Below are 24,070 nucleotides of genomic sequence, written 5' to 3'. Positions count from 1 at the left end.
GCCGAAGCGGGGTTTCCGTTACCAGGTCTGGCGACCATACCAGTCGTCAATGTCTTTTCGGGTGCGGTCCTTCTCGTAACCGTAACGCTCCTGAATCTTGCCTTCCAGCTGTTCGCGCTTGCCGTTGATGACGTCAAGATCGTCGTCGGTGAGTTTGCCCCACTGCTCCTTGACCTTGCCCTTCATCTGCTTCCAGTTGCCTTCAACACGATTCCAATCCATTGGATCCTCCCACTGTTTTTGGTCTGCACCTGTAAATGTGCGAAGGCAGATCGGGTTCCGGCAAAACGCGAACATCTCACCCGGGCTTGAAACATTGGGCGAAGATAAAGCGCGGCACGGAATTCCTTTCTGTGTGTGTTTCTACATCACGGAACAATCGCTGCCCTCGATTGTTAACTTCACTGGAAAGCGACGGTCCTTACCGGGCTTTGCTTTCGTGTCGAGCCGCAGGGTTCAGCGTGTCATGAACAAGTTCTTCACTCGCTTTGCGAGCCGTATCGCATCTTTCTCAGGTTCGCCCAGCGCCTTTGTCGTGGCGCTCGCCACCGTCCTCATCTGGGGCATCAGCGGACCCCTGTTTGATTTTTCCGAGGTCTGGCAACTCGTCATCAACACCGGCACGACAATCGTCACCTTCCTGATGATTTTTCTCGTACAGAATTCCCAGAACAGGGATTCCGCCGCGATGGAGGCGAAACTGGACGAGTTGCTGCGGGCTGTAGAGCAGGCGCGCGCCGACTTCATCGGCATCGAGCATCTGACAGAGGACGAGATCGAGGAGATCCGGACCCGTCTCGAAAAAGAAAACGGGCGGGAAAGCCACAAGCCGCCGCCCCATCACGCCATGGATCGTCTGCTTTCCCGGCGTTAGTCACCGGCCCTGATCGATGGCCGATCATTGTTCACAACACTTTCCAAACCCTGGAAAGACCGTATGGCAGAAGGAGTTACCATGCCACTCACCGTTCTTGCTTTGAACGCGACGCTCAAACCGTCGGCCACGTCCGAACCATCCTCCACCGAGAAGCTGCTAGACCTCATATTACGGGAATTCGCCAGCCAGGATATCAAGGCCGAGACGATCAGGCTCGCCGATCACGATATCAAGCCGGGCGTCAGTTCAGACGAGGGCGAAGGCGATGCCTGGCCGGCCATTCGGGAAAAGATACTGAAGGCCGATATCCTGCTCATGGGAACACCGATCTGGCTTGGCCAACCTTCGAGCGTTTGCAAGAGAGCGTTGGAGCGCATGGATGCATTCCTGGAGGAAACCGATGATGAGGGTCGGATGGTTTCTTATGGCCGGGTTGCGGCTGTCGCAGTTGTCGGAAATGAAGACGGCGCCCACCATGTCTCGGCGGAGCTCTTTCAGGCGCTGAATGACGTCGGCTTCACCATCCCGGCCAATGCGGTTGCCTATTGGGTCGGGGAAGCCATGGGGTCGACGAATTTCGTCGATCTGGACAAGACGCCCGATGCCGTCAAAACCATGGTCAGCATGCTGGTGCGCAATACCGCGCACCTGGCGGCTCTTCTCAGGAATTCCCCGTATCCCGGCAGCGATCAGTAGCGCGGGTCCTGTTCCGGCTGGTGAACAGGCACCGCCTCGGTCGCCGCGCAAAGGCGACGGTTCAAGCGGCACCCCTCATTATTTTTTGGAACTCTCCGCCTCGCGCCTCGTTCGGAAGGTGCCTTTCCCGGGCCGGAAAGGCACCGCCTCCGACGGGAAGTATGGCCGATGGTGAAAAGGGAGGAAGACCCAAATGAAGAAGACTTTTTTCATGGCGTTTTTGTTGGAGCAGGGGCTGTTTCGGCCTTTGCCCAGCAGGCTCCGACAGCCAATCCCGGTGGTGATACGCCGGCGGTTGTGACGCCGGACACGAAAAGCCCGACGGCTCCGGTGGAAGGCGCCAACAGCTTCACGGAGGCGCAGGCGAAGAAGCGGATGGAGGAGTCCGGTTACACCGGGATCACAGGCCTCACCAAGAATGACAAGGGCGTGTGGATGGCATCGGGAATGAAAGACGGAAAAACCGTGGCCATAGCACTCGATTACCAGGGCAACGTTGTCGCCAGGTGAGGGCAGGACTTAAGCGCACGGACTTTTGGGAGAAACATGATGAGAACCGTAACTGCACTTTTTGATGATTATGATGATGCGAGTAACGCCGTCAGCGAACTCGAGCGCGCGGGCATCCCCTCAAGCGACATCAGCATTGTGGCCAGTAACGCCGACAGACGCCACGGCGAGGACAGCAAAGCCGCTGAAGGTGCCGGCACCGGTGCCGGCATCGGGGCCATTGTCGGCGGCGCCGGCGGCCTGCTGACGGGCCTCGGCATGATGGCTATACCCGGTGTCGGACCCGTCGTCGCCGCTGGCTGGCTGGCCGCCACCGCCGTCGGTGCGGCAGGCGGTGCTGTTGCCGGAGGAGCCACTGGCGGATTGATCGGAGCCATGACCCGCTCAGGCGTTTCGGAAGAGGACGCCAATGTCTATGCGGAGGGCGTGCGCAGAGGCGGAACTCTAGTCACTGCGCGGGTTGAAGACGATTTCGTGCCTGAGGCGGAGGCTATCCTCCGACGCTCGAATTGGGTCGACCCCTTCGAACGGCGTTCGGCCTATGGTCAGGAGGGCTGGACGCGTTTTGACGAAACGTCGAGGCCCTACGCCGCTGAAGATGTTGAGCAGGAGCGGAACCGATATCGCCGCTCGGCGCTTTGACAGGAGCATTCCTCACCGCCCACCGAAAAGCTTTCAGGAGTTACCATGGCCAAAAAACCGGAAACCACCGCATCGGCGGGAAAAATCGACGTTGTTACGATCCACGACCAGAAACTTTCCCGCGGCGAGGGCGGCGAGTTGCACCAGACCGCCGAAGGCGACGCACCCGTCTTGACGACCGCGCAGGGCGGGCCCGTCGCCGATGACCAGAATACGCTTCGCGTCGGTCCTCGTGGCCCGCTTGTCATGGACGATTTCCATTTCAGGGAAAAGCTCTTTCATTTCGATCATGAGCGAATTCCAGAACGTGTCGTTCACGCCCGCGGTTATGGGGCCCATGGCTATTTCGAGACCTACGATTCCCTGGCCGCCTACACGAAAGCGGATCTTTTCCAGCGTGCGGGCGAAAAAACCCCCGCTTTCGTGCGTTTTTCGACCGTGGCCGGCAATAAGGGCTCCTTCGATCTTGCGCGCGACGTGCGCGGCTTCGCCGTCAAGCTTTATACGCAGGAAGGCAACTGGGATCTCGTCGGCAACAATATCCCGGTATTCTTCATCCAGGACGCCATCAAATTTCCCGACCTCATCCATGCCGCAAAACAGGAGCCAGACCGCGACTTTCCGCAGGCGCAAACGGCTCATGATACGTTCTGGGATTTCATCAGCCTCACGCCCGAAAGCATGAACATGGTCATGTGGATCATGTCCGACCGCACCATTCCGCGGTCGTTCCGGTTCATGGAAGGGTTCGGCGTGCACACCTTCCGTTTCATCAACGCGAAAAACCAGTCGACTTTCGTGAAGTTTCACTGGAAGCCGAAGCTGGGTCTCCAGTCCGTGGCGTGGAACGAGGCGGTGAAGATCAATGGTGCCGATCCCGATTTCCACCGTCGCGATCTCTGGGCGGCCATCCAGTCCGGCAATTTTCCGGAATGGGAGTTGCAGGTCCAGCTTTTCGACCAGGATTTCGCCGAAAGCTTCGATTTCGATGTCCTCGATCCCACCAAAATCATTCCCGAGGAGATATTGCCGCCGCAGCCGGTCGGCAGGCTGGTTCTCGACCGCATGCCAGACAACTTCTTTGCCGAAACCGAACAGGTGGCGTTCATGACGCAGAACGTGCCGCCGGGAATCGATTTCAGTAACGACCCGCTGCTGCAGGGAAGAAATTTCTCCTATCTCGATACACAATTGAAGCGTCTCGGCGGGCCGAACTTCACGCACCTGCCCATCAATGCGCCCAAGTGTCCCTTCGCGCATTTCCAGCAGGATGGCCACATGGCGATGCGCAATCCAACCGGGCGCGCCAATTATCAGCCAAACTCCTTTGGCGAAGGCCCGCGAGAATCGCCAGCGCGCGGCTTTACACATTTTGCAGGCGAAGAGCAGGGCGCCAAGGCGAGATTGCGGCCGGAGAGCTTCGCAGATCACTATAGTCAGGCGAGGCAATTCTATCTCAGCCAGACTCCTCCCGAACAGCGCCATATCGCCTCCGCCCTCACTTTCGAGCTGAGCAGGGTGGAGACGGTCGCCATACGTGAACGGATGGTGTCACACCTCCTCAACATCGATGAAACGCTTGCGTCGACCGTTGCCCAGAAGCTTGGTTTCCAGACGATGCCTAAACCGGCGGAGGCGGCAGTGCCGACCCGACAGGACCTGGAGCCCTCACCCGCCCTCAGCATCGTCAATCGAGGGCCGCAACGTTTCGAAGGACGAAAGCTCGGCATTCTCATTACGGATGGCGTCGACGCAAAATTGCTGCAGGGGCTGACCGAGTCTGTTACGGCCGAGAAGGCCGTCTTCGAGTTGATCGCGCCTAAAGTCGGGGGCGCCGTGGCTTCGGACGGCACTCTCATCAAAGCGCATTACATGATCGATGGCGGTCCTTCGGTTCTCTTTGATGCGGTGGCCTTGTTGACATCGGCAGAGGCCATCGACGATCTCGTCAAGGAAGCAACGGCCCGTGATTTTGTCGCGGATGCGTTCCAGCACTGCAAGTTCATCGGTTATGACCAGTCGGCCCTGCCATTGCTGGAAAAGGCCGGAATTGCCGATGCCATGGATGAGGGCGTCTTGCCTCTGCCGGGAGAAGACGGGTTGGCAGCCTTTGTTTCCGAACTCGGCAAGTTGCGCGTTTGGGCGCGCGAACCATCGGTCAAGCTTGGGAAGGCATCAGTCCCTGTCGCTAACGGATAACGCAACCGGCGGCGTGCCCTCATCGTTTAAGGGAGCGCCGCGCCCGCGGCCAGTGCGCCGCAGCACCGGCAGACGAAAGTGCCGCCACATTTGGCGGCACTTCTCACCCGGAGGTCTTGTCCAAAGCGAGGTCTGATTATGAAGCTTGTCCGCGACAACGGATTGACCATCGTCCTTGTCCTTGCATCACTGCTGACGATCGGCGGCATGTTCGCCACAGGCTGGGTCGTTCACAATGATGAACTCGTGCAACATCACGATAAACCACTCACGCTTTTATCCTACGCCACGAGCGGGCATTTCCTTTCGGCGCTGTTCGAAAACTGGGAAAGCGAATTTTTGCAGATGTCGGCCTATGTGGTGTTGACGGCATTCCTGTTCCAGCGCGGGTCCGCAGAATCCAAGGATCCCGATGAGCCGACAGCGCAAGACGAGGACCCTTCACGCAAGAAAAACGACCCTGATGCACCATGGCCGGTAAGGGCCGGCGGCATCATTCGCGTCGTCTATTCCTATTCGCTCGGCGTGGCGCTGTTTGTTCTTTTTGTAGCGAGCTTCCTGCTGCATCTGAGATACAGCGCCGATGCCGCGGCAGTGGAGGCACGCCTGCATGGCGAACCTGCGACGACATTGATGGCGCATCTGGGAAGCGTTAAGTTCTGGTTCGAGTCCTTCCAGAATTGGCAGTCGGAATTCCTCTCCACCGCTGTCCTGATCGTCCTGTCCATCTTCCTGCGGTTCAGGCGGTCGCCCGAATCCAAGCCTGTGGCAGCACCCCATAGCGAGACCGGCGGGTGAAAGGCAGAGGGGGTGGATCCCAAAGTCTGGCCGCCCCCGTCAGCGTTTATCCTAGGGACGCCTGTTGGCGGCGTGGTCCTGTTCCTGATCGGTCTTGATGGCGGCACCGTCCTGGCCCCGCTCTTTCGAATGCTGCTTCTTGTCGCGGTTGGAAAGGATCTGGTTTTCCTCAATGCTTCCCTTGTCCAGCTCGGTCATTGCGCCTGCGCCGGTACCTTTCCCCTGCGTGCCTTTTCCGAAGTGTTTCCTGTCTGCATGTGCCATAATCGCCTCCTCTTGGCGTCGGATGGGCTGCTGCGGCAGTCGAGGCCGCCACCCGTCGCTCCCGAACTTCCCCCATGCCTTTTCGTTCCGGAACTTCTGTCGCCCTCCGTGGTTCGTGATCGCAGGGAAAGGGGCTTTGTCTTGAACGACGGCGCGGACGCACGAACAGATGACAGGAGGCGCAACGATGGCCGGTCCAAAAACGCATGAACAACAGCTCCGCATCATCGAAAAACGCGAGAACACCGCTAATGCCGATGATGATTTTAACGCCGAGGCGGAGCTGAAGCGGTCGAAGGAAGAACGGGATGCCCGCCGAGGGGCGGAGAACTTCGCGGTGGCAATGCGGAATTAACGGATAAGGATGATCGCCAGATGCTGCGCGGTGAAAATCAGGAAAGCCCGCACCACAAGCGCGGCGCGGATGATTGAGGTGAAGTCCGGCCGGGCCGGATGTGGCTTCATGGCGCCGAAGGTGCTGCGAGGCTATTTCCCATCCGGCTCTGCCATCTTGCGATGTTGTCTGGCGAGCGTTTCCGCCGGCGTTACATTGGCCATCGCCGACATCAGCTTGTTTTTCCAGCCGGACACGACATCGCCCTCACCATTCATCATCGCCTCATAGCCGGTCTTGGCCACGAAACCGGGATCGTCCTTCTTCTGTCTGCCAACGGGGGTGTCAAGCATGTCCGCACGCTCGAAGAACTCCGTGTCCGTCGCGCCCGGCATTAGGCAGGTTACCGTCACACCCGTGCCATCGAGCTCTTCGCGCAGCGCGAAGGAAAAGGAATTGATAAACGCTTTGGTGGCGTTATAGACCGCCTGAAACGTGCCCGGCATGAAACCGGCGATGGAACCCGTAAACAGGATACGTCCATTGCCACGCTGGCGCATCCCGCCTGCAAGGGCATGAACCAGCGCAATCGTGCCGCTGATATTGGTGGCGATGACCCGCTGGATGTCCTCCATTCTCTGATCGAGAAAGCCATCGCCCAGGCCCTGTCCTGCGTTGGCGAACAGAAGATCGACTGGCCGCGACGAGGCGGTGATGCGGGCGAGAAGCTCCTCCACGCCCGCCTGTGTCGAAAGATCGGCCCGCACCGCTTCCACCTGCGTGCCGGCCGCGCGCAGCCGGGTGGCCGCGGCATCGATGTCATTTTCATCGGCCACGATGATGAGGTCGTAACCATCCTGCGCGGCGCATCGGGCGAGTTCATAACCGATGCCGGACGAAGCGCCGGTGACGACCGCAAGGCCCTTGGTGGATTCTTCCCTGCTCATGATCATCTCCTATGGCTTCAGGACGACTTTGATGCAGCCATCGTCGCGGTGGCTGAAGGTGTTGTAGAGGTCGGGTCCTTCATCGAGGGTGGCGCGATGGGTAATGACGAAGGACGGGTCGATTTCGCCTCTTTCGATGCGGCCCATGAGGCTGGGTAGGTAGGCTTGAACGGGCGTCTGCGCCATCTTGAACGTCAGGCCGCGATTGATGGCGGAGCCCATGGGAATCTTGTCAAGAAGACCGCCATAGACGCCGACCAGCGAGACCGTACCGAAATTGCGGCAGCAATAGATTGCCTGACGAAGGACATGCGGCCGGTCGGTCCCCATGAAGGTGGCGACCTTGATGCGGTCGATCCTCGAATCCCATCCTGCCGCGGGATCGGGCTCCGTTCCTACCGCGTCGATACAGGCATCTGCGCCGCGACCATGGGTCAGCTCCATGATGCGGTCGTAAATGTCCTCGTCGAGATAATTGAGTGTCATCGCGCCGGCTGACGCCGCGAGATCAAGCCTCTCCTGCACGGCGTCGATGGCGATGACCCGTTCCGCACCGAGGAGAAAGGCGGAACGGATCGCCATCTGACCCACCGGACCGCAGCCCCAGATGGCAATCGTATCGCCCGGCTGGATGTTGCAGAAGTCCGCGGCCATATAGCCGGTCGGGAAGATGTCGGACAGGAACAGGACCTGCTCGTCGGTCAGGCCGTCCGGAACCTTTATTGGCCCGACATCCGCGTAAGGCACCCGCATATATTCCGCCTGGCCGCCGCTGAAGCCACCGAGAAGATGGGTGTAACCGAACAGGCCGGCAGGCGAATTGCCCCACATCTTCCGCACCTTGTGCGGATCGGGATTGCTGCGTTCGCAGCCGGAATAATAGCCACGCTTGCAGAAGAAGCACTCGCCGCAGGCGATGGTAAAGGGGACGACGACGCGGTCTCCGACCTTGAGCGCGGTATTGTCCTTACCGACCTCAACCACCTCGCCCATGGTTTCGTGGCCCATGATGTCGCCGCTGTGCATGTCCGGCATGATGCCATTATAGAGGTGGAGGTCTGAGCCGCAGATCGCGCAGGCCGTGACCTTGATGATCGCATCGCGCCCATGCTCGATTTTCGGATCGGGAACGCTTTCGCAGCGAATGTCGTGTTTGCCGTGCCAGGTCAGTGCCTTCATGTCGCTCACCTTCATTGTCTGCTGGGTTGTCAGAAGCCGCCCTTTGTCGAGCGGGTGCCTAACCGGGTGTCCGCGCGAAAGTTCCCCGCGGCACCGGGACCTTCTCGCTCCCGGCGACAAGGCAGGGCAGAATTTTTTTAGAGAACGGAAACCCGCCGCGCTTTCAGAGGTTCGGTTGCTCAGCAATTCGGGAGTTCATCGATCATGACATCACGACGCAAGGCAGCTCCCGATATCGGGTTTAAGCCCGGTCCGGCCGGCGGCTGGGGATCGGCCAAGTCGGTGGGAGAGGTGCTGTTGAGGGAACATGTTCCCCTGTCCGGTCCGACATTGCTGAAACACCAGAACAAGCCGCAGGGATACATGTGCGTCAGCTGCGCCTGGGCGAAACCGGCCAAGACCCATCCCCTGGAATTTTGCGAAAATGGTGCGAAAGCCACCGCGTGGGAAATAACGAACCGACGCGCCGACAGCGCGTTTTTCGCCAGACACACCCTTGCCGAACTGGAAGGCTGGCGCGACCACGATCTGGAAGAACAGGGCAGGCTGACCCAGCCGATGCGTTGGGACGCGGCCACGGATAGATATCTGCCGGTCAGCTGGCAGGCCGCATTCGAGGAGATAGGCCGGGAGCTGCGCGCCATCGCGCCGCAGCAGGCAGAGTTTTACACCTCAGGCCGCGCCTCGCTGGAAGCATCCTACATGTACCAGCTCTTTGCCCGCATCTATGGCAGTAACAATCTGCCGGACTCGTCCAACATGTGCCATGAAAGCTCGTCCGTCGGCCTGCCCGAAAGCATCGGTGCTTCCGTGGGAACGGCGATCCTTTCGGATTTCCAGAATTGCGACTGCATTTTCTATATGGCGCAGAATGTCGGAACATCCTCGCCGCGACTGCTGCACGATCTGCAGGATGCGGTCGACCGCGACGTGAAGATACTGACATTCAACATGCTGCGGGAGCCGGGGCTGGAGCGCTTCGTCAACCCGCAGTCGCCCGGCCAGATGCTGGGGACCCCCGCGACGCCGATCTCGACGAAATATTACCAGGTGAAGAATGGCGGCGATATCGCTGCCCTTTTCGGTATCTGCAAGGCGCTTATCGAGGCAGACGACGTGCTGCATGCGAGTGGCGCAAGCAAGGTTTCCGGCTCGGATGGGCAGCCGCGCGATCCGGCCAATGCGGCGGCGGTCGCATTTGCCGCCGCCATTGCCGCGGCTGACAAGAAGCATGTGCTCGATCATGATTTTCTTGCCGAGCACACGGCAGGTTTTGACGATTTCGCCGCCGCAGCCCGCCGCCATGAATGGGAGGAGCTGGAGCGCGTTTCAGGCCTGACCCGCGAGGAGATGATGGAAGCCGCCGCCATATATGCGGATTCCGACGCGGTGATGATGGTCTATGGCATGGGCCTCACCCAGCATGTGATGGGCGTGGAGAACGTTCACATGGTTGCCAACCTCGCGCTGCTGCGCGGCAATATCGGCAAGCCCGGTGCAAATATCTGTGCCGTCAGGGGCCATTCGAATGTGCAGGGCCAGCGTACCGTCGGCATTACGGAAAAACCCGGCCTCGTGCCGCTGGACAAGCTTGCCGACCTATACCAGTTCCAGCCGCCCACGTGGGAAGGCCACTCAACGGTCGACAGCTGCAAATCCATTCTCGCCGGGGAAACAAAGGCTTTCATCAGCCTCGGCGGCAATTTTTTGCGCGCAGCGCCGGAAACCGAGGCGATGGAAGCCGCGTGGCGCAAGCTGCGGCTGACGGTCCAGATCGCAACAAAACTCAATCGCAGCCACGTCATCCATGGCGAGATCGCCTTTTTGCTTCCCTGTCTCGGACGTATCGAAATCGATGAACAGACGACAGGCCCCCAGGCCGTCTCCATGGAAAGTTCCGTTGCGCATTTCCATGGTTCGCGTGGCAGGGCAAAGCCGGCCAGCCGGGAGTTGCTCTCGGAACCGGCGATCATTGCCGGCATGGCCGTGGCGACCTTGACGCGCGGCAACGTGCCTTGGCAGCAATGGGTTCACGATTATTCGCGCATTCGCGACGCCATAGAGCAAACCTATCCGGAAACCTTCAGGAACTTCAACGAACGGCTTTTCAAACCCGGCGGCATCCCGCGCCCATTGCCCGCAAGGGAGCGAAAATGGGTAACCTCAAGCGGCAAGGCGAATTTCCTGACCCCCGACCGCCTGTTCCCCGAATTTCCGCCTGAGGCGTCGGGTCCGGACGTCCTGCACCTGTCGACGTTGCGATCCAACGACCAGTTCAACACGACCGTCTACGGCTACAGCGACCGTTTTCGCGGCGTGGAAGGAACGCGGCAGGTTCTGTTCATGAATGTCGATGATATCGCCCTGCTCGGGTTTGCCGACGGCGATATCGTCGATATCGTCACGGCAATCGAGCCGCAGACGCCAAGGGCGGTCCGCGGGTTCAGGATCGTTGCTTATGATATTCCCCATGGCTGTTGTGCTGGTTATTTTCCGGAAACCAACCCGTTGTTTCCGCTGAGCCATCATAGTCCGAAAGCAAAGACGCCATCATACAAGCTGCTGCCCGTCCGATTGACGCCGTCAACCACAGTTCCTTCCAACTGAGGATACTCGAGGTGCGGGATGCGGAGGACGGAAAAGGCCAATCGTTCAGCGACACTTCTATGGTCCGCTCTCAGCGGTTCTTTGATCGGGGCAGCGGCGATCATGGGTTACTGGCGTGAACCGCGAACATTCCGCAGCGACCCTCCGGTAACGGCAGCGCTTGAGCGATTGCGCTTCATGCCCGTTCCCGTGGCCGGCGCGCCGCCGGAAGTTTATTTTGCTCTCGGCAGGCCGTTCGAAAACGGTGCTTATGATCTTTCCCAAGGGAAACGCCTCTATTCATGGTTCGGATGCCCGGCTTGCCACGGTGAAGGTGAAGGCGGAAAAGGTCCATCGTTTCTCGACGGTCAATGGATTTATGGCCCATCCATGGTCTCTGTCGCGGCGTCGATCAGGGATGGCCGGCCGCACGGGATGCCTCCTTTCCGCACCAAGATGACGACTGAAGAGATCTGGCAGCTCGCGGGATATGTGAGAACCATCGGGGCCTATTCGCCATCGGTGGCGGCCCCGGCCCGTAATGACGACCGTCAGACACGTCCGGCTGAGAACCGGGCGCCTGCTGTCATTTTCTTCAACGAAGGGTCGGCGTGGAAAAGACCGGAGGAGCCGGTGCCTTGAAGACGGTCGCTGCTCTCCTTGCTGTCCTTACCCTGCTTTCGGGGTGCGGCGACGTTCAGTCGGCGTTGAACGCTGCAGGGCCGTCAGCGGCGATGTTGAAGCACCTGATCCTCTTCATCGTGGCGGTGAGCCTCGTCGTGTGGCTGGCAGTGATCGCGATCCTGATCCTGTCTCTCGTCAGAAGTCGGCGGATGGCGGCGCAGGACGAGACGGCAAGTGACAAGCGATTGCAGCTTTTCGTCACGGGCGCGGTCATGATGACGGTTTTCATTGTCGCCGGCCTGACGCTTGCGAGCTTTCTTGCAACCCGGGCCATCAGCTTCACCGGCGAGGCAGACTTGACGATACGTGTTCGCGCCCAGCAATGGTGGTGGCAGTTCATATACGAAGATGCCACACCGGATGGCGGTTTTCAGACCGCCAACGAAATGCACATCCCGGTCGGGCGGAATGTCCGGGTCTTGCTCGAAAGCCCGGATGTAATTCATTCCTTCTGGGTGCCCAGCCTTGCCGGCAAGATGGACCTCGTTCCGGGACGGGAGAATAAGCTTGTGTTTCGCGCTGACAGGCCCGGTGTTTACCGGGGCCAATGCGCGGAGTTCTGCGGCCTTCAGCACAGCCACATGGCTTTCATGGTCATGGCCGATGACGAGGCGTCCTATAGCCGGTGGGCCAATAAGCAGAAGGCGGAGGCCGCCATGCCGCAGGACGCCGATGCTCTGGCCGGGAAGGCCGTGTTCCTGCGCAAGCAATGCGCCGCCTGCCATACCGTCAGGGGAACGCCGGCCGCCGGCACCACGGGGCCTGATCTTACCCATGTCGGCAGCCGCCGTACGATCGGCGCAGGCCTGCTGGAGACCACACGCGGCTCGCTTGCGGCATGGATCGCCGATCCACAAACATTGAAACCGGGCAACAACATGCCGCTGGTGCCGCTCACCGGGGAAGAGTTGCGGCAGGTTTCCGCCTATATGGAGGGGCTCGACTGATGGCGGGAAAACAGGCCTCCGTCCTCATGGATACCGATCTGCCGGTTCCCGGCATGGAGAGCGCGCTCGAAAAAACATGGGGGTCGAGCCGCGGTTTCTGGGGCGCGATTGGTACTGTCGACCACAAGGTGGTGGCCCGGCGATATATTGTCACGGCCTTCGTGTTCCTGATACTCGGCGGCCTGCTTGCTCTCGTCATGCGCCTGCAGCTGGCAACGCCCGAAGCGCGTTTTATCGACCCGGACCGGTATAATCAGATATTCACCATGCATGGCGCGAACATGATGTTCCTCTTCGCCGTGCCGGTCATGGAGGCGATGGCGGTTTATTTCGTGCCATTGATGGTCGGGACGCGCAACATCGCCTTTCCCCGGCTGAACGCCTATTCCTACTGGGTATTCCTTGTGGGCGGGCTGCTTCTCTGGGTCTCGTTCGTGCTGGACAGCGCGCCCGATGTCGGCTGGTTCGCCTATGTGCCGCTCGCTGGTCCGGAATATGGCGCCGGCAAACGCGCCGACATATGGGCGCAGATGATAACCTTTACGGAGCTTTCCGCGCTCTCCATTGCGGTGGAAATCGTGGTGACGGTTTTCAAGCAGCGCGCCCCCGGCATGTCGCTCGATCGAATTCCGCTTCTTGTCTGGGCAATGGTGGTCATGGCCTTTCTCGTCATCATCGCCATGCCCGCGATCATGTTCGCCAGTTCCACGATGATCATGGATCGTCTCGTCGGCACCCATTTCTACAATCCGGCCGAAGGAGGGGACGTGCTCCTGTGGCAGCATGTCTTCTGGTTTTTCGGACATCCGGAGGTCTACATCATCTTCCTGCCGGCTGTGGGCATGGTCTCCACCATCCTGCCCGCCTTTGTCGGCCGGCCGATATTCGGTTACATGCCCATGGTTATGGCGCTTGTCGCAACCGGTGTCCTGTCTTTCGGCCTCTGGGTGCATCACATGTTTGTGGCTGGACTGCCGAAACTCGGAGAAAGTTTCTTCACTGCCTCCAGCATGGCGATTTCCGTGCCGGCCGGCGTGCAGATATTCTGCTGGCTGGCAACATTGTGGGCCGGGCGGCCGGTTTTCAAGACACCGCTTCTTTTCATCATCGGCTTCATCGTCACCTTTGTCATCGGCGGTCTGACGGGCGTCATGGTGGCGTCCGTGCCCTTCGACACGCAGGTTCACGACACCTATTTCGTGGTCGCGCATTTTCACTACGTCCTGATCGGGGGCGCCGTTTTTCCCCTGATCGGAGCCGTGTATTACTGGTTTCCAAAAATGACGGGCCGGATGATGAGCGAAACGCTCGGCCGCATCAGCTTCTGGCTGATCTTCGCCGGCTTCCACCTGACGTTTTTTCCAATGCATATTCTCGGTTTGCAGGGAATGCCGCGACGCATCTATACCTATCAGCCGGAGATGCCATGGGCGGGCCTCAACCTCTTCGTGAGCCTCAGCGCCGTCGTGCTGGCGACAGGTTTTCTCGTCTTTTTCATCGATGTCGTCCGAAGCTTCGCCAAAGGCCGTCCCGCCGGGGACAATCCATGGGGCGCCGCCACGCTGGAATGGGCAACCGCCTCTCCGCCGCCGCCCTTCAATTTCCGCTCCATACCCGTGGTGGGTAGCCGCGATCCACTGTGGGAGAACACCGGAGAACTGCCTGTTGTCGCGGGGATGCGGGTGGATCGCCGTGAAATTCTGGTCACCAGCGTCGTCGAGGCGCTGCCCGAAGCCCGCGAGGCTTCCCCGACGGACTCCGTGTGGCCGTTCTGGGCGGCCATCGCAACGTCCATCATGCTCATCTGGTCCATGTTCTCCCCCTGGGCAGTCGTCTGGGGATCGATCCCGATTGCTGTAGCGCTGATCGGCTGGTTCTGGCCGAAAGGAATGGCGGAGGAGGAAGCATGAAAGAACGTGTCGCGCTCGATGTCTCCAAGCTGCCGATGTCCGGCAACGGCACCGCCAGCCCCACATGGTGGGGAACCTGCGCCTTCATGCTGATCGAAGGAACCGGTTTCGCGCTGGCGGTCGCCGTCTATTTCTACCTGATGAGCCTGGCACTACGATGGCCGATCGACGCCCCGCCGCCGGATCTTTCAGCCGGCACGGTGCTGACAGCGCTGCTTGTCGTCAGCGTCGTCCCGAATGTCCTCGTCAGTCGCTGGGCCAGGCAGAGGCGGCTTGTTCACGTCCGTTTCGGTTTAGTCGTTATGTCTGCCATCGGGCTTGTCCTGCTGGCGATGCGCGCCTTTGAATTCCCCGCCCTTCAGGTGAAGTGGGACGACAATGCCTATGGATCGATCGTGTGGACGATCCTCGGACTGCACACGACCCATATTCTGACCGACCTCATCGATACCATCGTCCTGACCTGCCTGATGTTTACCCGGCATGGCGACAGCGCCCGCCGTTACGGCGATGTGGAGGACAACGCGCTTTACTGGAATTTTGTCGTCGTGACCTGGTTTCCGCTTTACGCCTGCCTTTACTGGATACCACGGCTATGACCCTGAAAACCCTCGATATTGCCGGACTGTTCGGCGCTCCCCTGATCTGGGCGTTCAACACGCAGCTCGGCCAGATCTTGCCGGCGGTCGATTGCGGCAGCCGGACGGGCTTTGCAGCCACCGCCGCCTTCCTCTCTGCCGGGATAGCCGTTACCTGCGGCGTTCTTTCGGAAAGGGGCCGGAGTTCCACGGCATCGCGAATGGCGGTGTTCCTGACGTCGTTGGGCGTCTTGGTCGCGCTGGTTTTTGCCTTCGCACTCCTTCTTCAGGGGGCAGCGACATTGCTGCTGAACCCATGCACGCGCTGACACTGATCTTTCTGTTGCTGGTCAGCGCCGGGCCGCTCTCGGCCCATGAGGGGGAGGCGCATCCGACGGCGATGATATGGACTTTCGACGGCTGGATCATCGGACCGCTGCTTGTCGCAGCCGGCCTTTTCAGTACCGGTTTTTTTCGGCTGTGGAGACGGTCGGGCACACGCCGGTGGATGGCGAGGTCCGCCTTCGCCTTTTCCGGCGGCTGGCTTGTTCTGGTTGCTGCACTTGTCTCTCCGATCCATTCCATGGGCGAGCACCTGTTTACATTCCACATGATAGAGCACGAGATGGTAATGGCGGTTGCCGCGCCGCTGATCGTGCTGGCGCGCCCCGTCGGTATCCTTCTCTGGAGCATGCCGCGCATGGTTCGTCGTCGTCTGGCTGCGGTGATGACCGACAGGCGCGTTCGTGCCGGATGGAATGTTCTTGCCGGCGGGGGTGTGGCAACATCTCTGCACGGGCTTGCCATCTGGGGCTGGCATGCGCCTGCGCTCTTCGATGCGACGGTCAGCAACGTGCCGCTGCACCGGATACAGCATCTCTTTTTCTTTCTGACAGCGATCCTGTTCTGGTGGGCAGTTTTCTGGCGCGCGGACCGGGGGCTTGCGGCCTGGCACCTGTTTGTCACGATGATGCATACCAGCATTCTCGGCGCCCTGATCGCGCTTGCGCCACAGGTGATTTACGTGGCCCAGACCCGAGACGCGCCGGCATGGGGCCTGACGCCCTTCGAGGACCAGCAGCTTGCCGGTCTCCTGATGTGGGTGCCCGGTGGTGTCATCTATGCCGGGGCGGCGCTCGCGATGCTGGCGATGTGGATTTCCCGGTCGGGCAGGGAGGACCGATATGGCGCGTCCCTTCTCTAGAACCTGCCTTATACTCGTTGCGGTGCTTTCGGCGGCGCTTGCCACGGGCATTGCGGTCGCAATCGTCAAGAACGTGTCACAGCGCGGCGCCGTTGCCACGGCAATGACGGGCGGTGATGCGCGCCTGGCGCCCGGGATTTTCCGGCGCTACGGCTGCACGGGCTGCCACGCGATCCCCGGCGTTGCCGGTGCGGACGGGAAGGTGGGGGGCGAACTACGTTCACTTCGCCAGCGGGTCTATATCGGTGACGGCCTCAACAACACACCGGACAACCTCATTCGCTGGATTGTCTCGCCGACGCATTTTTCGCGGCAGAGCGCTATGCCGGAAACCGGTATCACCGAGGCCGAAGCGCGCCATGTCGCGGCCTATCTTTATGCTCACTGACGGGTCACGGATGCGGGGTTTGCCTTGCCGGCAAGGCCTTGATGTAGCGGGCAATCGCGTCGCGATCTTCCTGTGGCAACTGCGAAAGATTGGCGACCACGTCCACCATTGCGGACCCGACATGTCCGTCCTGTGGCGTCTGGCCTGTTGCGAGCATGGTGGAGATGTCGGTCTGCGTCCACGTGCTGAGACGTGTCGGCGTGATGTTTGGCACAAAGCCCGTGCCTTCCGCGTCGGGACCACCAGCAAAACGGGTTTCCGGGCGGATGGCGGCGAAGATATTACGGCTGGAATGGCATTCGGCACAGTGGGCAAGCGTCTCCGTCAGATAGGAGCCGCGATCAAGAGCGGGATCGCCGGTGATGGCCTGCGGCTTGCCGACCTCGTCGAAGAACAAAAGCTTCCAGACGCCAACGGCACGGCGCAACCTGAAGGGCGGCCACAGGTCATGCGGCGGCGCTTTGCCGGAAACAGGCGGCAGGGTCCGAAGATAGGCGTAAAGGTTTTTTATGTCCTCGATCTTCATTCCCGTATAGCTCGTATAGGGAAAGGCCGGATAATAATGGCGGCCGTCAGGCGATATGCCGGCGACCAGCGCATTTGCGAAATCTTCAACGGACCAGGAGCCGATTCCGTCGGCAATGTCGGGGGATATATTTGGCGGACGGAAAACGCCGAAGGAGGAGGAAAGCGCCAATCCGCCTCCGAGCACGAGCGAGTCCGGCTGTCCCGGCGTGGCATGGCAGGACCCGCAGCTTGATGCCAGAAATACCAGTCTTCCCTGCTGCGGATCGCCGGGCGATGATCCCATGTCGTTCGGTCCGAAGACCGGCTTCGGCGTGGTCAGAAGCCAGCCCCCCAGGCAGGCCGCCGCTGCGAGACACCATATCAACAGGCGGCCTGCCTGAACCGACAGATGAAAACCGGGAGTCTCGCGAACCATCATCGGAAAGGTCCATCGTCAGAGCATACTTTTATGATTGCGCCGGGTCCGGCCGCACGGCTGATCCGCCTCTATCGAACTTCGCATGCCGTTTGTGGTTCCCGCGCGATCATATCGCCAGTCATGGCCGCCGTTCGGGAACAACCGGAGCCGACCGTGGTTAGGCCGGCACGTTCAATCCCAATGGAGGTCGGCACGTGGACCCGGAAACTGATCACGAGACCTGCAACAGCCTGAACATAGAGGCTGCAACCCCCAAGGTGGTCAAAATCACCATCGACGGTCGAACGCTCCTCGAAGGCGTGCTGAACACCGGAAGTGTTCTGAGCGTGCAGACGAAGGAGGGCGCCGAGCCGCAATCCATCGAACTGGTTGTCGAGGACCTGGCTCGGTAGCCGCTTCGCGAACACTCGGCGCGGCAAGGGCGCCGCGCCTCTAGCCGCGAAAGTCGCCCTCGTTGCTTTCCCGCTCGTCGTAATTGATGTCCCAGTCTTTTTCCGGCTTTTTTGTGCCTGGTGGTAGCTTGTTGGCGGTTGCGTCGTCCGAGCCGGTGATGACCCTCGGCTTCGCGCTCGCAACGCCGTTATTGGTCGAGGTCTTTTTGCCGGGAGCAAACTGGGGCGCGCTGTCCTTGTGAATCTGCTCGAGCTTGTCTTTCTTCGTCATGGCATCCTCCTGTCTGTCCCTAACCTTTTTACGCCGATGCTGTTCCCTCGAACCATCAGTGCGGAACCGCTTTTTGCTCCCGGGGTTAGAAGGAGAGAGCGGACCGCAGGGTCTGCGCTGCAGGATGTTTTAAAAAAAGGGGCTTCCGCGATGACCCGATCACAGGACGATGTCAGGCCCGAACCCGGCACCGATGACGCACGCTCGACTGAAAGCGATGAAAGCCGCAAAGACCGTGAAAAGGCGACAGAAAACGCCGAACGCGAAAGGCGCTCGCGCTATGGACGCGACGAAGACAAGGAGAACAACGATGACGGAATCGGCAACAACCACCGATCATGACACGATACGGAAATGGGCGGAGCAGCGCGATGGCCACCCTGCCAAAGTGGACGTCTCGGGCGATGGAGGGATCCTCAGGATCGATTTCGGTGAGCCGGAGGATGCGCTGAAGGCCATATCATGGGACGAGTTTTTTGAAATCTTCGAGGACAGGAAGCTGGCATTCCTTTATCAGGACAGAACGTCGGGCGGCGAGAGCCGCTTCAACAAGTTCATTTCACGCTGAGGGAGAGGCGAGTGAGCGACGAAACGGTATCGAGCATCCCGAACCGGGCACAGCAGCAAAAGGCATATCGGTTCTGGGCCCCGGTTTATGACCGTGTCTACGGCTTCTTTCTCAAGCGGGCGCAGATGGAGTTGGCCAGATGTGTGGGTGGTGCCGGTCGCGACATTCTCGAAATCGGCGTCGGCACGGGGCTGGTCCTTCCGCTTTATCCTCCGGCCAGCAACGTGACCGGGATCGACATTTCAGCGGACATGCTTCGGAAGGCCAAAACAAAAGTGGCAGGCGGTTCGCTGCCGCATGTGAAAGCACTGCATGTGATGGATGCCTGCGAAACCACGTTTCCGGATGCGTCCTTCGACGTGATTTCGCTGCCCTTCGTCATCACGCTTATTCCCGATACCGGCCGGCTGCTTTCCGAATGCGCCCGAGTGCTGAAGCCGCGTGGCGAGATCGTCATCGTCAGCAAGATCACCGACAGCAGCGGCGCAGTTCGCCGCATAGAACAAATGGTCTCGCCGGTGGCCCATAACATCGGGCTCAGTTCGGCATTTCGTCTGGACGGGATCGAGGACTGGCTGCGCCGCAACCCGTCATTCCATCTGGCGGAAAACAGGACGATCCCCCCAACCGGGTATTTTCGTCTGCTGCGTCTTTCCCGCTCCTCGCCGGAGACGTCTGAGAAGGCCGCGTCACCTTCGGGTCACTAGGATCTCTGGCACCGCCGAAAAATACGCATTGTACGTTGGCGTACGGCAACCAAGCGGCAGATGGGCCATTTCCCTTCTATGTGAAAGGAAGGACCATGGCCAAACACGCTATAAATGAAGAGTCCGGCCCCGCACTAAGCGAAGCGCAACTTGAGACCTTGCGCATCGAAATTGCCGATCTAGCGCCAGCGCTGACGGCGTTTGCGCGTCGTTTCGTCAGAAATGACGAAGATGTCAACGATCTCGTTCAGGAAACCATGATGCGGGGGCTTCGTTCCCTGCACCGCTTCACCCCCGGAACAGCCCTGAAATCATGGCTGTTCACTATTTTGCGGAACACCTTCTGTACCCGATACAAGGTTGGAAGGCGCGAATGCGTCGGGCTGCCGGCGGGAATAGAGCAAACGATGTCGGTCCCCGCCAGTCAGGAATGGCGGATGGAGCATGATGAAGTCATGCGCGCGATCCGCGATCTGGATGCGGATCAGAAGAAGGCGCTGCTGCTCGTCGCCGGAGGAACGAGCTACGCCGATGCAGCCTCCATCTGCGGCTGCAGGGTGGGCACCATTAAGAGCCGCGTCAACCGCGCCCGCGAGTCCCTGCGGCGCACTCTCGCCTGACATCATCGGGCCACTGCAAACAGCACACTGTAGCTGCAGGATTTCCCCGTCTGCCCGTTGATGTCGCCAAGCCGGTGGAAGATTTCCCCTTCCACCGGTGGCAGATCCGCCGGAGCATCGGATAAATTGGCCCTGAGTTGCAACCGGCCGGCCGCAAACGCCCAGTCTATGGCAAGCGTTCGCGCAGGAGAACCGAGTGCCGTCCCGCCTCCGAATTCCGAAGCGAGCAGGGGCCAGACATGCTGCCGGCGCTTTGCGAGCAATCCTGCAAGGATCTCGCTTGCCCGTCTCCCATCTTCCTCATCGGCTTGACGCCAGTTCAAGGTAGAAAGGAGCCGCGTGCGCACGTCATTGGGGTCCTGGACGAGATCGCGCGCGTTCTCGGGAAGAGCTCCCTGAAACATTTCAGCCTGCCGCAACCGCCCTTTTATCGCGGCTTCCCGATCGTGTTGCGGGTGGTCGGAAAAGAAGTAGAAAGGCTGCGTCGATGCGTGGTCGTCACCCATGAACATCAGCGGCGTTTGTGGGGAGAGCAGGAGAATGCACTCTAGTACATCGAAAAGAGCTGGTTCGAGCAGGGCACGCAGTCTTTCGCCGCAAAGCCGGTTTCCGGCCTGATCGTGATTGTGGAGAAAGTTCACGAAGGTTTGCGGGGAGAGATGATCGCTGCGTTCGCCGCTCCTCGCAAAGTCCCGGGAAGGGCGCGGATCGCCCTGATAAACGAAACCGGTCGCAAGCGACCGACGAAGCAGGCTCTCCGGGTTCGAAACGAAATCCCGATAAAGACCGCCATCTTCGCCGGTCGTCATGACGTGGACGACGTGATGAAAGTCGTCGTTCCACTGGGCGTCTACCAGCGGCGGAACATCTTCTTCGGGCGTCATCGGCTTTGCCGTGTTTCTTGCATCCTCTATGACAAGATACACATGCCTGCCCGTCACCTTGTGCCTGATCGTCTGGGCAAGCTCTGTCAGGAAATCCACCTCGCCGCCGCCGCCGGCCAGATGATCGGCGGCATCGATCCGCAACCCGTCAAAACGGTAGGTCTGAAGCCAGTAAAGGGCGTTTTGCAGGAAATATGATCGCACATCCACGCTGTTGAAATCGGGAGCAGGGCCCCAGGGTGTTTCGTTTTTCTGAAAAAAGTCGGGCGCATAAGTTTGAAGGAAGTTCCCCTCCGGCCCGAGATGATTGTAGACCACATCCAGCAAAACCATCATCCCCAGGCCATGGGCCGCGTCTATGAAGGCTTTGAGGTCGTCCGGCGATCCATAATCCCGCTGCGGCGCAAATTGCAGAACGCCGTCGTAGCCCCAGCCGCGATCTCCCTGAAAACTCGCGAGCGGCATACCTCAATGACGGTGATGCCGAGTTCAGCCAGTCGTTCCAGCTTCTTTTCGGCCGCCCGGAACGTCCCTTCTTCCGTGAACGTGCCGATGTGAACCTCGTAGATCATAGCCTCGTGCCACGGCCTACCGTTCCAGTTCTCATGCTGCCACGCAAAGTCGTGATCGATGACGGTTGACGGGCCGTCCAGGCCGCCTTCCTGCCAATGTGAGGCCGGATCGGGAATTTCATGCCCGTCCGGCAGAACAAAGTGATAGGTGGCGCCGCTACTCACATTCGCTGCAACGGCTTCGTACCAGCCGTTCTCCTCAGACCGCATTTCGTATTCCGCGCCGTTTATAACGAGCCTCGGCGCATCAGAACCGGGCGCCCAGATGCGAAAGCGCGCATCTCCTGCAGCATCGAATTGCACGCCCCATTTGCGATATTTCATTGCGTTGAACATTCACGGAACCTCGAGTCAGCCTCGTTTGGTCCTAACCGGATCGCCGTCGGTCGGTTCCTGCCTCCGCACCGGGAATATGCTGATGAAAGGAACAAACGGGTTTGGCCGTCGTTCGCCGTTGAACAGCCAAAACGACGGCTCGGCGGGCATAGCTTGCCGCCCGATCGCTGACCTGAAGACAGAAAGAGACGGTGACATGACAAAGGAAACCGACCTTGCCGACTTTCTCCGCGTGGCAACGGACGACGAATTATTCCACAAGATGCGCGAACTCGAAGCGAAGAGCGAGAAGGAGGGGCTGGAGGAAGTGGAAGCACTGGTGGATTTGACAGCCACGGAGATCGAAAACCGGTTTCCTGGCCAGTCGCTCGCTCCCTATGTCCGCTGGAAACAGGACCGGCTCCTCTGATACGCGGTAAAGTCGGCGTTTGCCTTATTGTCTGGCCTGCCGCCGCTCGATACGCATTCTCGCAAATGCGTCCGGCAATATGTCGGGAAACGAAAGTGACTCCTGAGGCTCTTTGCTGACGAGCCCTTCAAAAAGCGCCAGATATTGCGCCGCACTCTTTTCCCAGGAAAAGTTGGCACGCATGGCCTGGGCCTGGAGGCGCTTGAAGAGTTCCCTGTTGTTGAACGCAGCGATGGCGCGCTCCAGCGCCGCCCGCAGGTCGTCGATATTTGCCGGTTCGAACTGAAAGCCGGTAGCAACCCCCGCATCTATGGCGGCGTCGTTGGCGTCGATGATCGTCTCGGCCAAACCTCCGGTGCGGCTGACGATGGGCAGGGCGCCATATCGCAATGCGTAAAGCTGGGTCAGGCCGCATGGTTCGAAGCGCGAAGGCTGGATGATGAAATCCGACCCCGCATGGATCATGTGGGCCAGACGTTCGTCATAACCGATATGGGCACAGACCATTTCCGGATATCTTTTTGACAGGTCACGCAGGCCATCTTCCAGTTGCCCGTCTCCTTCTCCGTGAACGATGAGCCTGCCTTTCCGCGCGATGATGAGGGGAACAACATCGAGCAAGAGATCAACGCCCTTTTGCCAGGTGAGGCGGCTCACCACACCAAATACCGGACCCTGTGTGTGGGCAAGGCCCAGAGCCTGAAGCAGCGCATATTTGTTCAGGCTCCGCCTTGCCACGGTCGCCGACATGAAATTCGCGAGAATGAAGGGATCGGTCGCGGGATTCCAGACATCCTGATCGACGCCGTTGACGATGCCGCGCACACTTTCGCTTCGCGTGCCGAACACGCCATGCATGCCCATGCCGGCTTCCGGTGTCAGGATTTCGCGCGCATAGGTTGGACTGACCGTGGTAACGGCCGATGCGGTCGTCAGGCCGCCCTTCAGAAAAGAGATGTCGCCGTAATATTCGAGGCATTCCACCGTGCAGAGCTCGTCCGGAAGCCCCAGAACCCTTGCGCGCGAAAAAGGATATTGACCCTGAAATGAGAGGTTGTGAATGGTCAGGACGGTCGGCACCTCGCCCGGCGCCGCGTCGGCGAGATAGACACAGGTCAAGGCGGCGTGCCAGTCGTGAACGTGGACGATATCCGGCCTCCAACCGGGCATTGATCCAAGGGCAATGTCCGCCGCGGTCTTGGACAGGACGGCGAACCGGAGGTCGTTGTCCGGAAACGGATGGTCCTTTTCGCCGTAGGGATGCCCATCCCGGTCAAAGAGATGGGGCGCATCGAGCAGCACCAAATTCTTCTGGTCGGCAACGAGCGAATATACCTTAACGTCCTGTCCCAGCACGCTCCCGGAAAAGCAGGGCTGATGCCCGCGGATGAGGGGACGCAGTTTGCGATAGAGCGGCAGCAGCGTGCGCACCTCCGCACCGAGTTTGGCAAGCGCGTCCGGCAATGCTCCCGTCGTATCGGCCAGCCCGCCGGTTTTGATGAAAGGGAACATCTCGGCCGTGACGGCAAGAATGTGCATGAATGCCTCCGCATTTCGTCGATCTGTCATCGTGAGGAGACGCGGGGCTTTTATTGTTTGCAAAGCCTCTCGCCGCTTTAGTG

The 24,070-nt window shown here is 59.8% G+C and carries 29 protein-coding genes and 1 pseudogene; 21 read left to right on the top strand and 9 right to left on the bottom strand.

The annotated features are described in order from the left end of the window. Positions 1-18: 18 nt before the first annotated feature. Complete coding sequence (locus BLU28_RS15365; RefSeq protein ID WP_004444538.1) at positions 19-222, bottom strand: CsbD family protein; 204 nt, start codon at positions 220-222, stop codon at positions 19-21. A 244-nt stretch (positions 223-466) separates the two neighbouring features. Here BLU28_RS15365 and BLU28_RS15360 point away from each other — a divergent pair, with 244 nt between their 5' ends. The 6 genes from BLU28_RS15360 to BLU28_RS15335 all read left to right on the top strand — a co-directional run bounded on the left by BLU28_RS15360 (position 467) and on the right by BLU28_RS15335 (position 5,722). Then, on the top strand, positions 467-874 hold the full coding sequence (locus BLU28_RS15360; RefSeq protein WP_022563888.1) for a low affinity iron permease family protein: 408 nt from the start codon (positions 467-469) through the stop codon (positions 872-874). Positions 875-955: 81 nt separating this feature from the next. Then, a complete protein-coding gene (locus BLU28_RS15355) occupies positions 956-1,573 on the top strand; it encodes a flavodoxin family protein (RefSeq protein WP_022563889.1) in 618 nt (205 codons plus the stop codon). A gap of 168 nt (positions 1,574-1,741) precedes the next feature. After that, positions 1,742-2,083, top strand: a complete 342-nt coding sequence (locus tag BLU28_RS15350; RefSeq protein WP_077987585.1) for a hypothetical protein — start codon at positions 1,742-1,744, stop codon at positions 2,081-2,083. Positions 2,084-2,122: 39 nt separating this feature from the next. Then, positions 2,123-2,725 carry a general stress protein gene (locus tag BLU28_RS15345; protein ID WP_006700454.1) on the top strand — a complete coding sequence of 201 codons (603 nt, stop codon included), beginning with the start codon at positions 2,123-2,125 and terminating at the stop codon, positions 2,723-2,725. A 45-nt stretch (positions 2,726-2,770) separates the two neighbouring features. Further along, a complete protein-coding gene (gene katE / locus BLU28_RS15340) occupies positions 2,771-4,924 on the top strand; it encodes a catalase (protein ID WP_077987586.1) in 2,154 nt (717 codons plus the stop codon). A gap of 138 nt (positions 4,925-5,062) precedes the next feature. After that, the gene (locus BLU28_RS15335; RefSeq protein ID WP_173615968.1) at positions 5,063-5,722 is read left to right on the top strand and encodes a DUF6766 family protein; all 660 of its coding nucleotides are present in this window, start codon (positions 5,063-5,065) and stop codon (positions 5,720-5,722) included. 51 nt (positions 5,723-5,773) lie between these two features. Here BLU28_RS15335 and BLU28_RS15330 read toward each other — a convergent pair whose 3' ends face one another. Continuing rightward, complete coding sequence (locus tag BLU28_RS15330; RefSeq protein ID WP_035209601.1) at positions 5,774-5,986, bottom strand: hypothetical protein; 213 nt, start codon at positions 5,984-5,986, stop codon at positions 5,774-5,776. A 187-nt stretch (positions 5,987-6,173) separates the two neighbouring features. Here BLU28_RS15330 and BLU28_RS15325 point away from each other — a divergent pair. Further along, a pseudogene (locus BLU28_RS15325) lies at positions 6,174-6,418 on the top strand (hypothetical protein). A gap of 54 nt (positions 6,419-6,472) precedes the next feature. Here the strand turns inward: BLU28_RS15325 and BLU28_RS15320 are convergent. Continuing rightward, positions 6,473-7,267 (bottom strand): SDR family NAD(P)-dependent oxidoreductase, encoded by a 795-nt coding sequence (locus BLU28_RS15320; RefSeq protein ID WP_077987605.1) that lies wholly within the window; start codon positions 7,265-7,267, stop codon positions 6,473-6,475. 9 nt (positions 7,268-7,276) lie between these two features. After that, entirely contained in the window at positions 7,277-8,446 is a 1,170-nt protein-coding gene (locus BLU28_RS15315; protein WP_022563898.1) for a zinc-dependent alcohol dehydrogenase, read from the bottom strand. A gap of 204 nt (positions 8,447-8,650) precedes the next feature. Between BLU28_RS15315 and BLU28_RS15310 the strand changes: the two genes are divergently transcribed. Genes BLU28_RS15310 through BLU28_RS15275 form a run of 8 tightly spaced genes read left to right on the top strand, consistent with a single transcriptional unit; the run spans position 8,651 to position 16,743 of the window. Further along, the gene (locus BLU28_RS15310) at positions 8,651-11,053 is read left to right on the top strand and encodes an FdhF/YdeP family oxidoreductase (RefSeq protein WP_022563899.1); all 2,403 of its coding nucleotides are present in this window, start codon (positions 8,651-8,653) and stop codon (positions 11,051-11,053) included. 18 nt (positions 11,054-11,071) lie between these two features. Beyond that, complete coding sequence (locus BLU28_RS15305; RefSeq protein WP_022563900.1) at positions 11,072-11,674, top strand: c-type cytochrome; 603 nt, start codon at positions 11,072-11,074, stop codon at positions 11,672-11,674. Further along, positions 11,671-12,663 (top strand): cytochrome c oxidase subunit II, encoded by a 993-nt coding sequence (coxB, locus tag BLU28_RS15300; protein ID WP_022563901.1) that lies wholly within the window; start codon positions 11,671-11,673, stop codon positions 12,661-12,663. Before BLU28_RS15305 ends, coxB begins: the two co-directional genes overlap by 4 nt. Then, positions 12,663-14,573, top strand: coding sequence for a cytochrome c oxidase subunit I (gene ctaD, locus BLU28_RS15295; RefSeq protein WP_022563902.1), 1,911 nt, complete (start codon positions 12,663-12,665; stop codon positions 14,571-14,573). Before coxB ends, ctaD begins: the two co-directional genes overlap by 1 nt. Then, a complete protein-coding gene (locus BLU28_RS15290; protein ID WP_022563903.1) occupies positions 14,570-15,172 on the top strand; it encodes a cytochrome c oxidase subunit 3 in 603 nt (200 codons plus the stop codon). The genes ctaD and BLU28_RS15290 overlap by 4 nt, the downstream gene beginning before the upstream one ends. Next, the gene (locus tag BLU28_RS15285) at positions 15,169-15,480 is read left to right on the top strand and encodes a hypothetical protein (protein WP_022563904.1); all 312 of its coding nucleotides are present in this window, start codon (positions 15,169-15,171) and stop codon (positions 15,478-15,480) included. The genes BLU28_RS15290 and BLU28_RS15285 overlap by 4 nt, the downstream gene beginning before the upstream one ends. Next, positions 15,468-16,355, top strand: coding sequence for a cytochrome c oxidase assembly protein (locus tag BLU28_RS15280; RefSeq protein ID WP_022563905.1), 888 nt, complete (start codon positions 15,468-15,470; stop codon positions 16,353-16,355). Before BLU28_RS15285 ends, BLU28_RS15280 begins: the two co-directional genes overlap by 13 nt. Then, positions 16,336-16,743: a c-type cytochrome gene (locus tag BLU28_RS15275; protein WP_022563906.1), complete on the top strand. Its 408-nt coding sequence runs from the start codon at positions 16,336-16,338 to the stop codon at positions 16,741-16,743. The genes BLU28_RS15280 and BLU28_RS15275 overlap by 20 nt, the downstream gene beginning before the upstream one ends. A gap of 4 nt (positions 16,744-16,747) precedes the next feature. Here the strand turns inward: BLU28_RS15275 and BLU28_RS15270 are convergent, their stop codons facing one another. Beyond that, complete coding sequence (locus BLU28_RS15270) at positions 16,748-17,554, bottom strand: c-type cytochrome (protein ID WP_139190405.1); 807 nt, start codon at positions 17,552-17,554, stop codon at positions 16,748-16,750. A 329-nt stretch (positions 17,555-17,883) separates the two neighbouring features. Here BLU28_RS15270 and BLU28_RS15265 point away from each other — a divergent pair, with 329 nt between their 5' ends. Further along, on the top strand, positions 17,884-18,081 hold the full coding sequence (locus BLU28_RS15265) for a hypothetical protein (protein ID WP_022563908.1): 198 nt from the start codon (positions 17,884-17,886) through the stop codon (positions 18,079-18,081). A gap of 40 nt (positions 18,082-18,121) precedes the next feature. On the opposite strand, the gene BLU28_RS15260 is transcribed toward BLU28_RS15265, so the two are convergent. Then, complete coding sequence (locus BLU28_RS15260; protein WP_004444504.1) at positions 18,122-18,352, bottom strand: hypothetical protein; 231 nt, start codon at positions 18,350-18,352, stop codon at positions 18,122-18,124. 150 nt (positions 18,353-18,502) lie between these two features. Here BLU28_RS15260 and BLU28_RS15255 point away from each other — a divergent pair, with 150 nt between their 5' ends. The 4 genes from BLU28_RS15255 to BLU28_RS15240 all read left to right on the top strand — a co-directional run bounded on the left by BLU28_RS15255 (position 18,503) and on the right by BLU28_RS15240 (position 20,247). Further along, positions 18,503-18,694 (top strand): hypothetical protein, encoded by a 192-nt coding sequence (locus BLU28_RS15255; RefSeq protein WP_022563909.1) that lies wholly within the window; start codon positions 18,503-18,505, stop codon positions 18,692-18,694. Continuing rightward, positions 18,663-18,920, top strand: coding sequence for a hypothetical protein (locus BLU28_RS15250; protein WP_048902941.1), 258 nt, complete (start codon positions 18,663-18,665; stop codon positions 18,918-18,920). Before BLU28_RS15255 ends, BLU28_RS15250 begins: the two co-directional genes overlap by 32 nt. A gap of 11 nt (positions 18,921-18,931) precedes the next feature. Next, positions 18,932-19,627: a class I SAM-dependent methyltransferase gene (locus tag BLU28_RS15245; RefSeq protein WP_022563911.1), complete on the top strand. Its 696-nt coding sequence runs from the start codon at positions 18,932-18,934 to the stop codon at positions 19,625-19,627. 95 nt (positions 19,628-19,722) lie between these two features. Continuing rightward, positions 19,723-20,247 (top strand): sigma-70 family RNA polymerase sigma factor, encoded by a 525-nt coding sequence (locus tag BLU28_RS15240; RefSeq protein ID WP_022563912.1) that lies wholly within the window; start codon positions 19,723-19,725, stop codon positions 20,245-20,247. Between the two features lie 2 nt (positions 20,248-20,249). Here the strand turns inward: BLU28_RS15240 and BLU28_RS15235 are convergent, their stop codons facing one another. Both BLU28_RS15235 and BLU28_RS26605 read right to left on the bottom strand, forming a co-directional pair. Continuing rightward, on the bottom strand, positions 20,250-21,596 hold the full coding sequence (locus BLU28_RS15235) for a DUF3459 domain-containing protein (RefSeq protein WP_234794418.1): 1,347 nt from the start codon (positions 21,594-21,596) through the stop codon (positions 20,250-20,252). Further along, complete coding sequence (locus tag BLU28_RS26605; RefSeq protein WP_234794417.1) at positions 21,488-22,039, bottom strand: alpha-amylase family protein; 552 nt, start codon at positions 22,037-22,039, stop codon at positions 21,488-21,490. Before BLU28_RS26605 ends, BLU28_RS15235 begins: the two co-directional genes overlap by 109 nt. A 196-nt stretch (positions 22,040-22,235) precedes the next feature. On the opposite strand from BLU28_RS26605, the gene BLU28_RS15230 reads away from it, so the two are divergent. After that, the gene (locus BLU28_RS15230) at positions 22,236-22,448 is read left to right on the top strand and encodes a hypothetical protein (RefSeq protein ID WP_022563915.1); all 213 of its coding nucleotides are present in this window, start codon (positions 22,236-22,238) and stop codon (positions 22,446-22,448) included. A 24-nt stretch (positions 22,449-22,472) separates the two neighbouring features. On the opposite strand, the gene glgA is transcribed toward BLU28_RS15230, so the two are convergent. After that, entirely contained in the window at positions 22,473-23,987 is a 1,515-nt protein-coding gene (gene glgA, locus BLU28_RS15225) for a glycogen synthase GlgA (RefSeq protein WP_022563916.1), read from the bottom strand. Between the last annotated feature and the right edge of the window lie 83 nt (positions 23,988-24,070).

Source organism: Agrobacterium pusense (genome assembly GCF_900102105.1).
GTDB classification, from domain to species: Bacteria; Pseudomonadota; Alphaproteobacteria; order Rhizobiales; family Rhizobiaceae; genus Agrobacterium; species Agrobacterium pusense.
Note: the sequence above shows the minus strand (reverse complement) of the source record. Positions and strands in the feature narration are given on the sequence as shown.

Bases quoted from the DNA above. Each gene is read 5' to 3' on its own strand.
- BLU28_RS15365 (WP_004444538.1), bottom strand. From the start codon at position 222: ATGGATTGGAATCGTGTTGAAGGCAACTGGAAGCAGATGAAGGGCAAG.
- BLU28_RS15360 (WP_022563888.1), top strand. From the start codon at position 467: ATGAACAAGTTCTTCACTCGCTTTGCGAGCCGTATCGCATCTTTCTCA.
- BLU28_RS15355 (WP_022563889.1), top strand. From the start codon at position 956: ATGCCACTCACCGTTCTTGCTTTGAACGCGACGCTCAAACCGTCGGCC.
- BLU28_RS15350 (WP_077987585.1), top strand. From the start codon at position 1,742: ATGGTGAAAAGGGAGGAAGACCCAAATGAAGAAGACTTTTTTCATGGC.
- BLU28_RS15345 (WP_006700454.1), top strand. From the start codon at position 2,123: ATGAGAACCGTAACTGCACTTTTTGATGATTATGATGATGCGAGTAAC.
- katE (WP_077987586.1), top strand. From the start codon at position 2,771: ATGGCCAAAAAACCGGAAACCACCGCATCGGCGGGAAAAATCGACGTT.
- BLU28_RS15335 (WP_173615968.1), top strand. From the start codon at position 5,063: ATGAAGCTTGTCCGCGACAACGGATTGACCATCGTCCTTGTCCTTGCA.
- BLU28_RS15330 (WP_035209601.1), bottom strand. From the start codon at position 5,986: ATGGCACATGCAGACAGGAAACACTTCGGAAAAGGCACGCAGGGGAAA.
- BLU28_RS15320 (WP_077987605.1), bottom strand. From the start codon at position 7,267: ATGAGCAGGGAAGAATCCACCAAGGGCCTTGCGGTCGTCACCGGCGCT.
- BLU28_RS15315 (WP_022563898.1), bottom strand. From the start codon at position 8,446: ATGAAGGCACTGACCTGGCACGGCAAACACGACATTCGCTGCGAAAGC.
- BLU28_RS15310 (WP_022563899.1), top strand. From the start codon at position 8,651: ATGACATCACGACGCAAGGCAGCTCCCGATATCGGGTTTAAGCCCGGT.
- BLU28_RS15305 (WP_022563900.1), top strand. From the start codon at position 11,072: ATGCGGAGGACGGAAAAGGCCAATCGTTCAGCGACACTTCTATGGTCC.
- ctaD (WP_022563902.1), top strand. From the start codon at position 12,663: ATGGCGGGAAAACAGGCCTCCGTCCTCATGGATACCGATCTGCCGGTT.
- BLU28_RS15290 (WP_022563903.1), top strand. From the start codon at position 14,570: ATGAAAGAACGTGTCGCGCTCGATGTCTCCAAGCTGCCGATGTCCGGC.
- BLU28_RS15285 (WP_022563904.1), top strand. From the start codon at position 15,169: ATGACCCTGAAAACCCTCGATATTGCCGGACTGTTCGGCGCTCCCCTG.
- BLU28_RS15280 (WP_022563905.1), top strand. From the start codon at position 15,468: ATGCACGCGCTGACACTGATCTTTCTGTTGCTGGTCAGCGCCGGGCCG.
- BLU28_RS15275 (WP_022563906.1), top strand. From the start codon at position 16,336: ATGGCGCGTCCCTTCTCTAGAACCTGCCTTATACTCGTTGCGGTGCTT.
- BLU28_RS15270 (WP_139190405.1), bottom strand. From the start codon at position 17,554: ATGGGATCATCGCCCGGCGATCCGCAGCAGGGAAGACTGGTATTTCTG.
- BLU28_RS15260 (WP_004444504.1), bottom strand. From the start codon at position 18,352: ATGACGAAGAAAGACAAGCTCGAGCAGATTCACAAGGACAGCGCGCCC.
- BLU28_RS15255 (WP_022563909.1), top strand. From the start codon at position 18,503: ATGACCCGATCACAGGACGATGTCAGGCCCGAACCCGGCACCGATGAC.
- BLU28_RS15250 (WP_048902941.1), top strand. From the start codon at position 18,663: ATGACGGAATCGGCAACAACCACCGATCATGACACGATACGGAAATGG.
- BLU28_RS15240 (WP_022563912.1), top strand. From the start codon at position 19,723: ATGGCCAAACACGCTATAAATGAAGAGTCCGGCCCCGCACTAAGCGAA.
- BLU28_RS15235 (WP_234794418.1), bottom strand. From the start codon at position 21,596: ATGCCGCTCGCGAGTTTTCAGGGAGATCGCGGCTGGGGCTACGACGGC.
- BLU28_RS26605 (WP_234794417.1), bottom strand. From the start codon at position 22,039: ATGTTCAACGCAATGAAATATCGCAAATGGGGCGTGCAATTCGATGCT.
- BLU28_RS15230 (WP_022563915.1), top strand. From the start codon at position 22,236: ATGACAAAGGAAACCGACCTTGCCGACTTTCTCCGCGTGGCAACGGAC.
- glgA (WP_022563916.1), bottom strand. From the start codon at position 23,987: ATGCACATTCTTGCCGTCACGGCCGAGATGTTCCCTTTCATCAAAACC.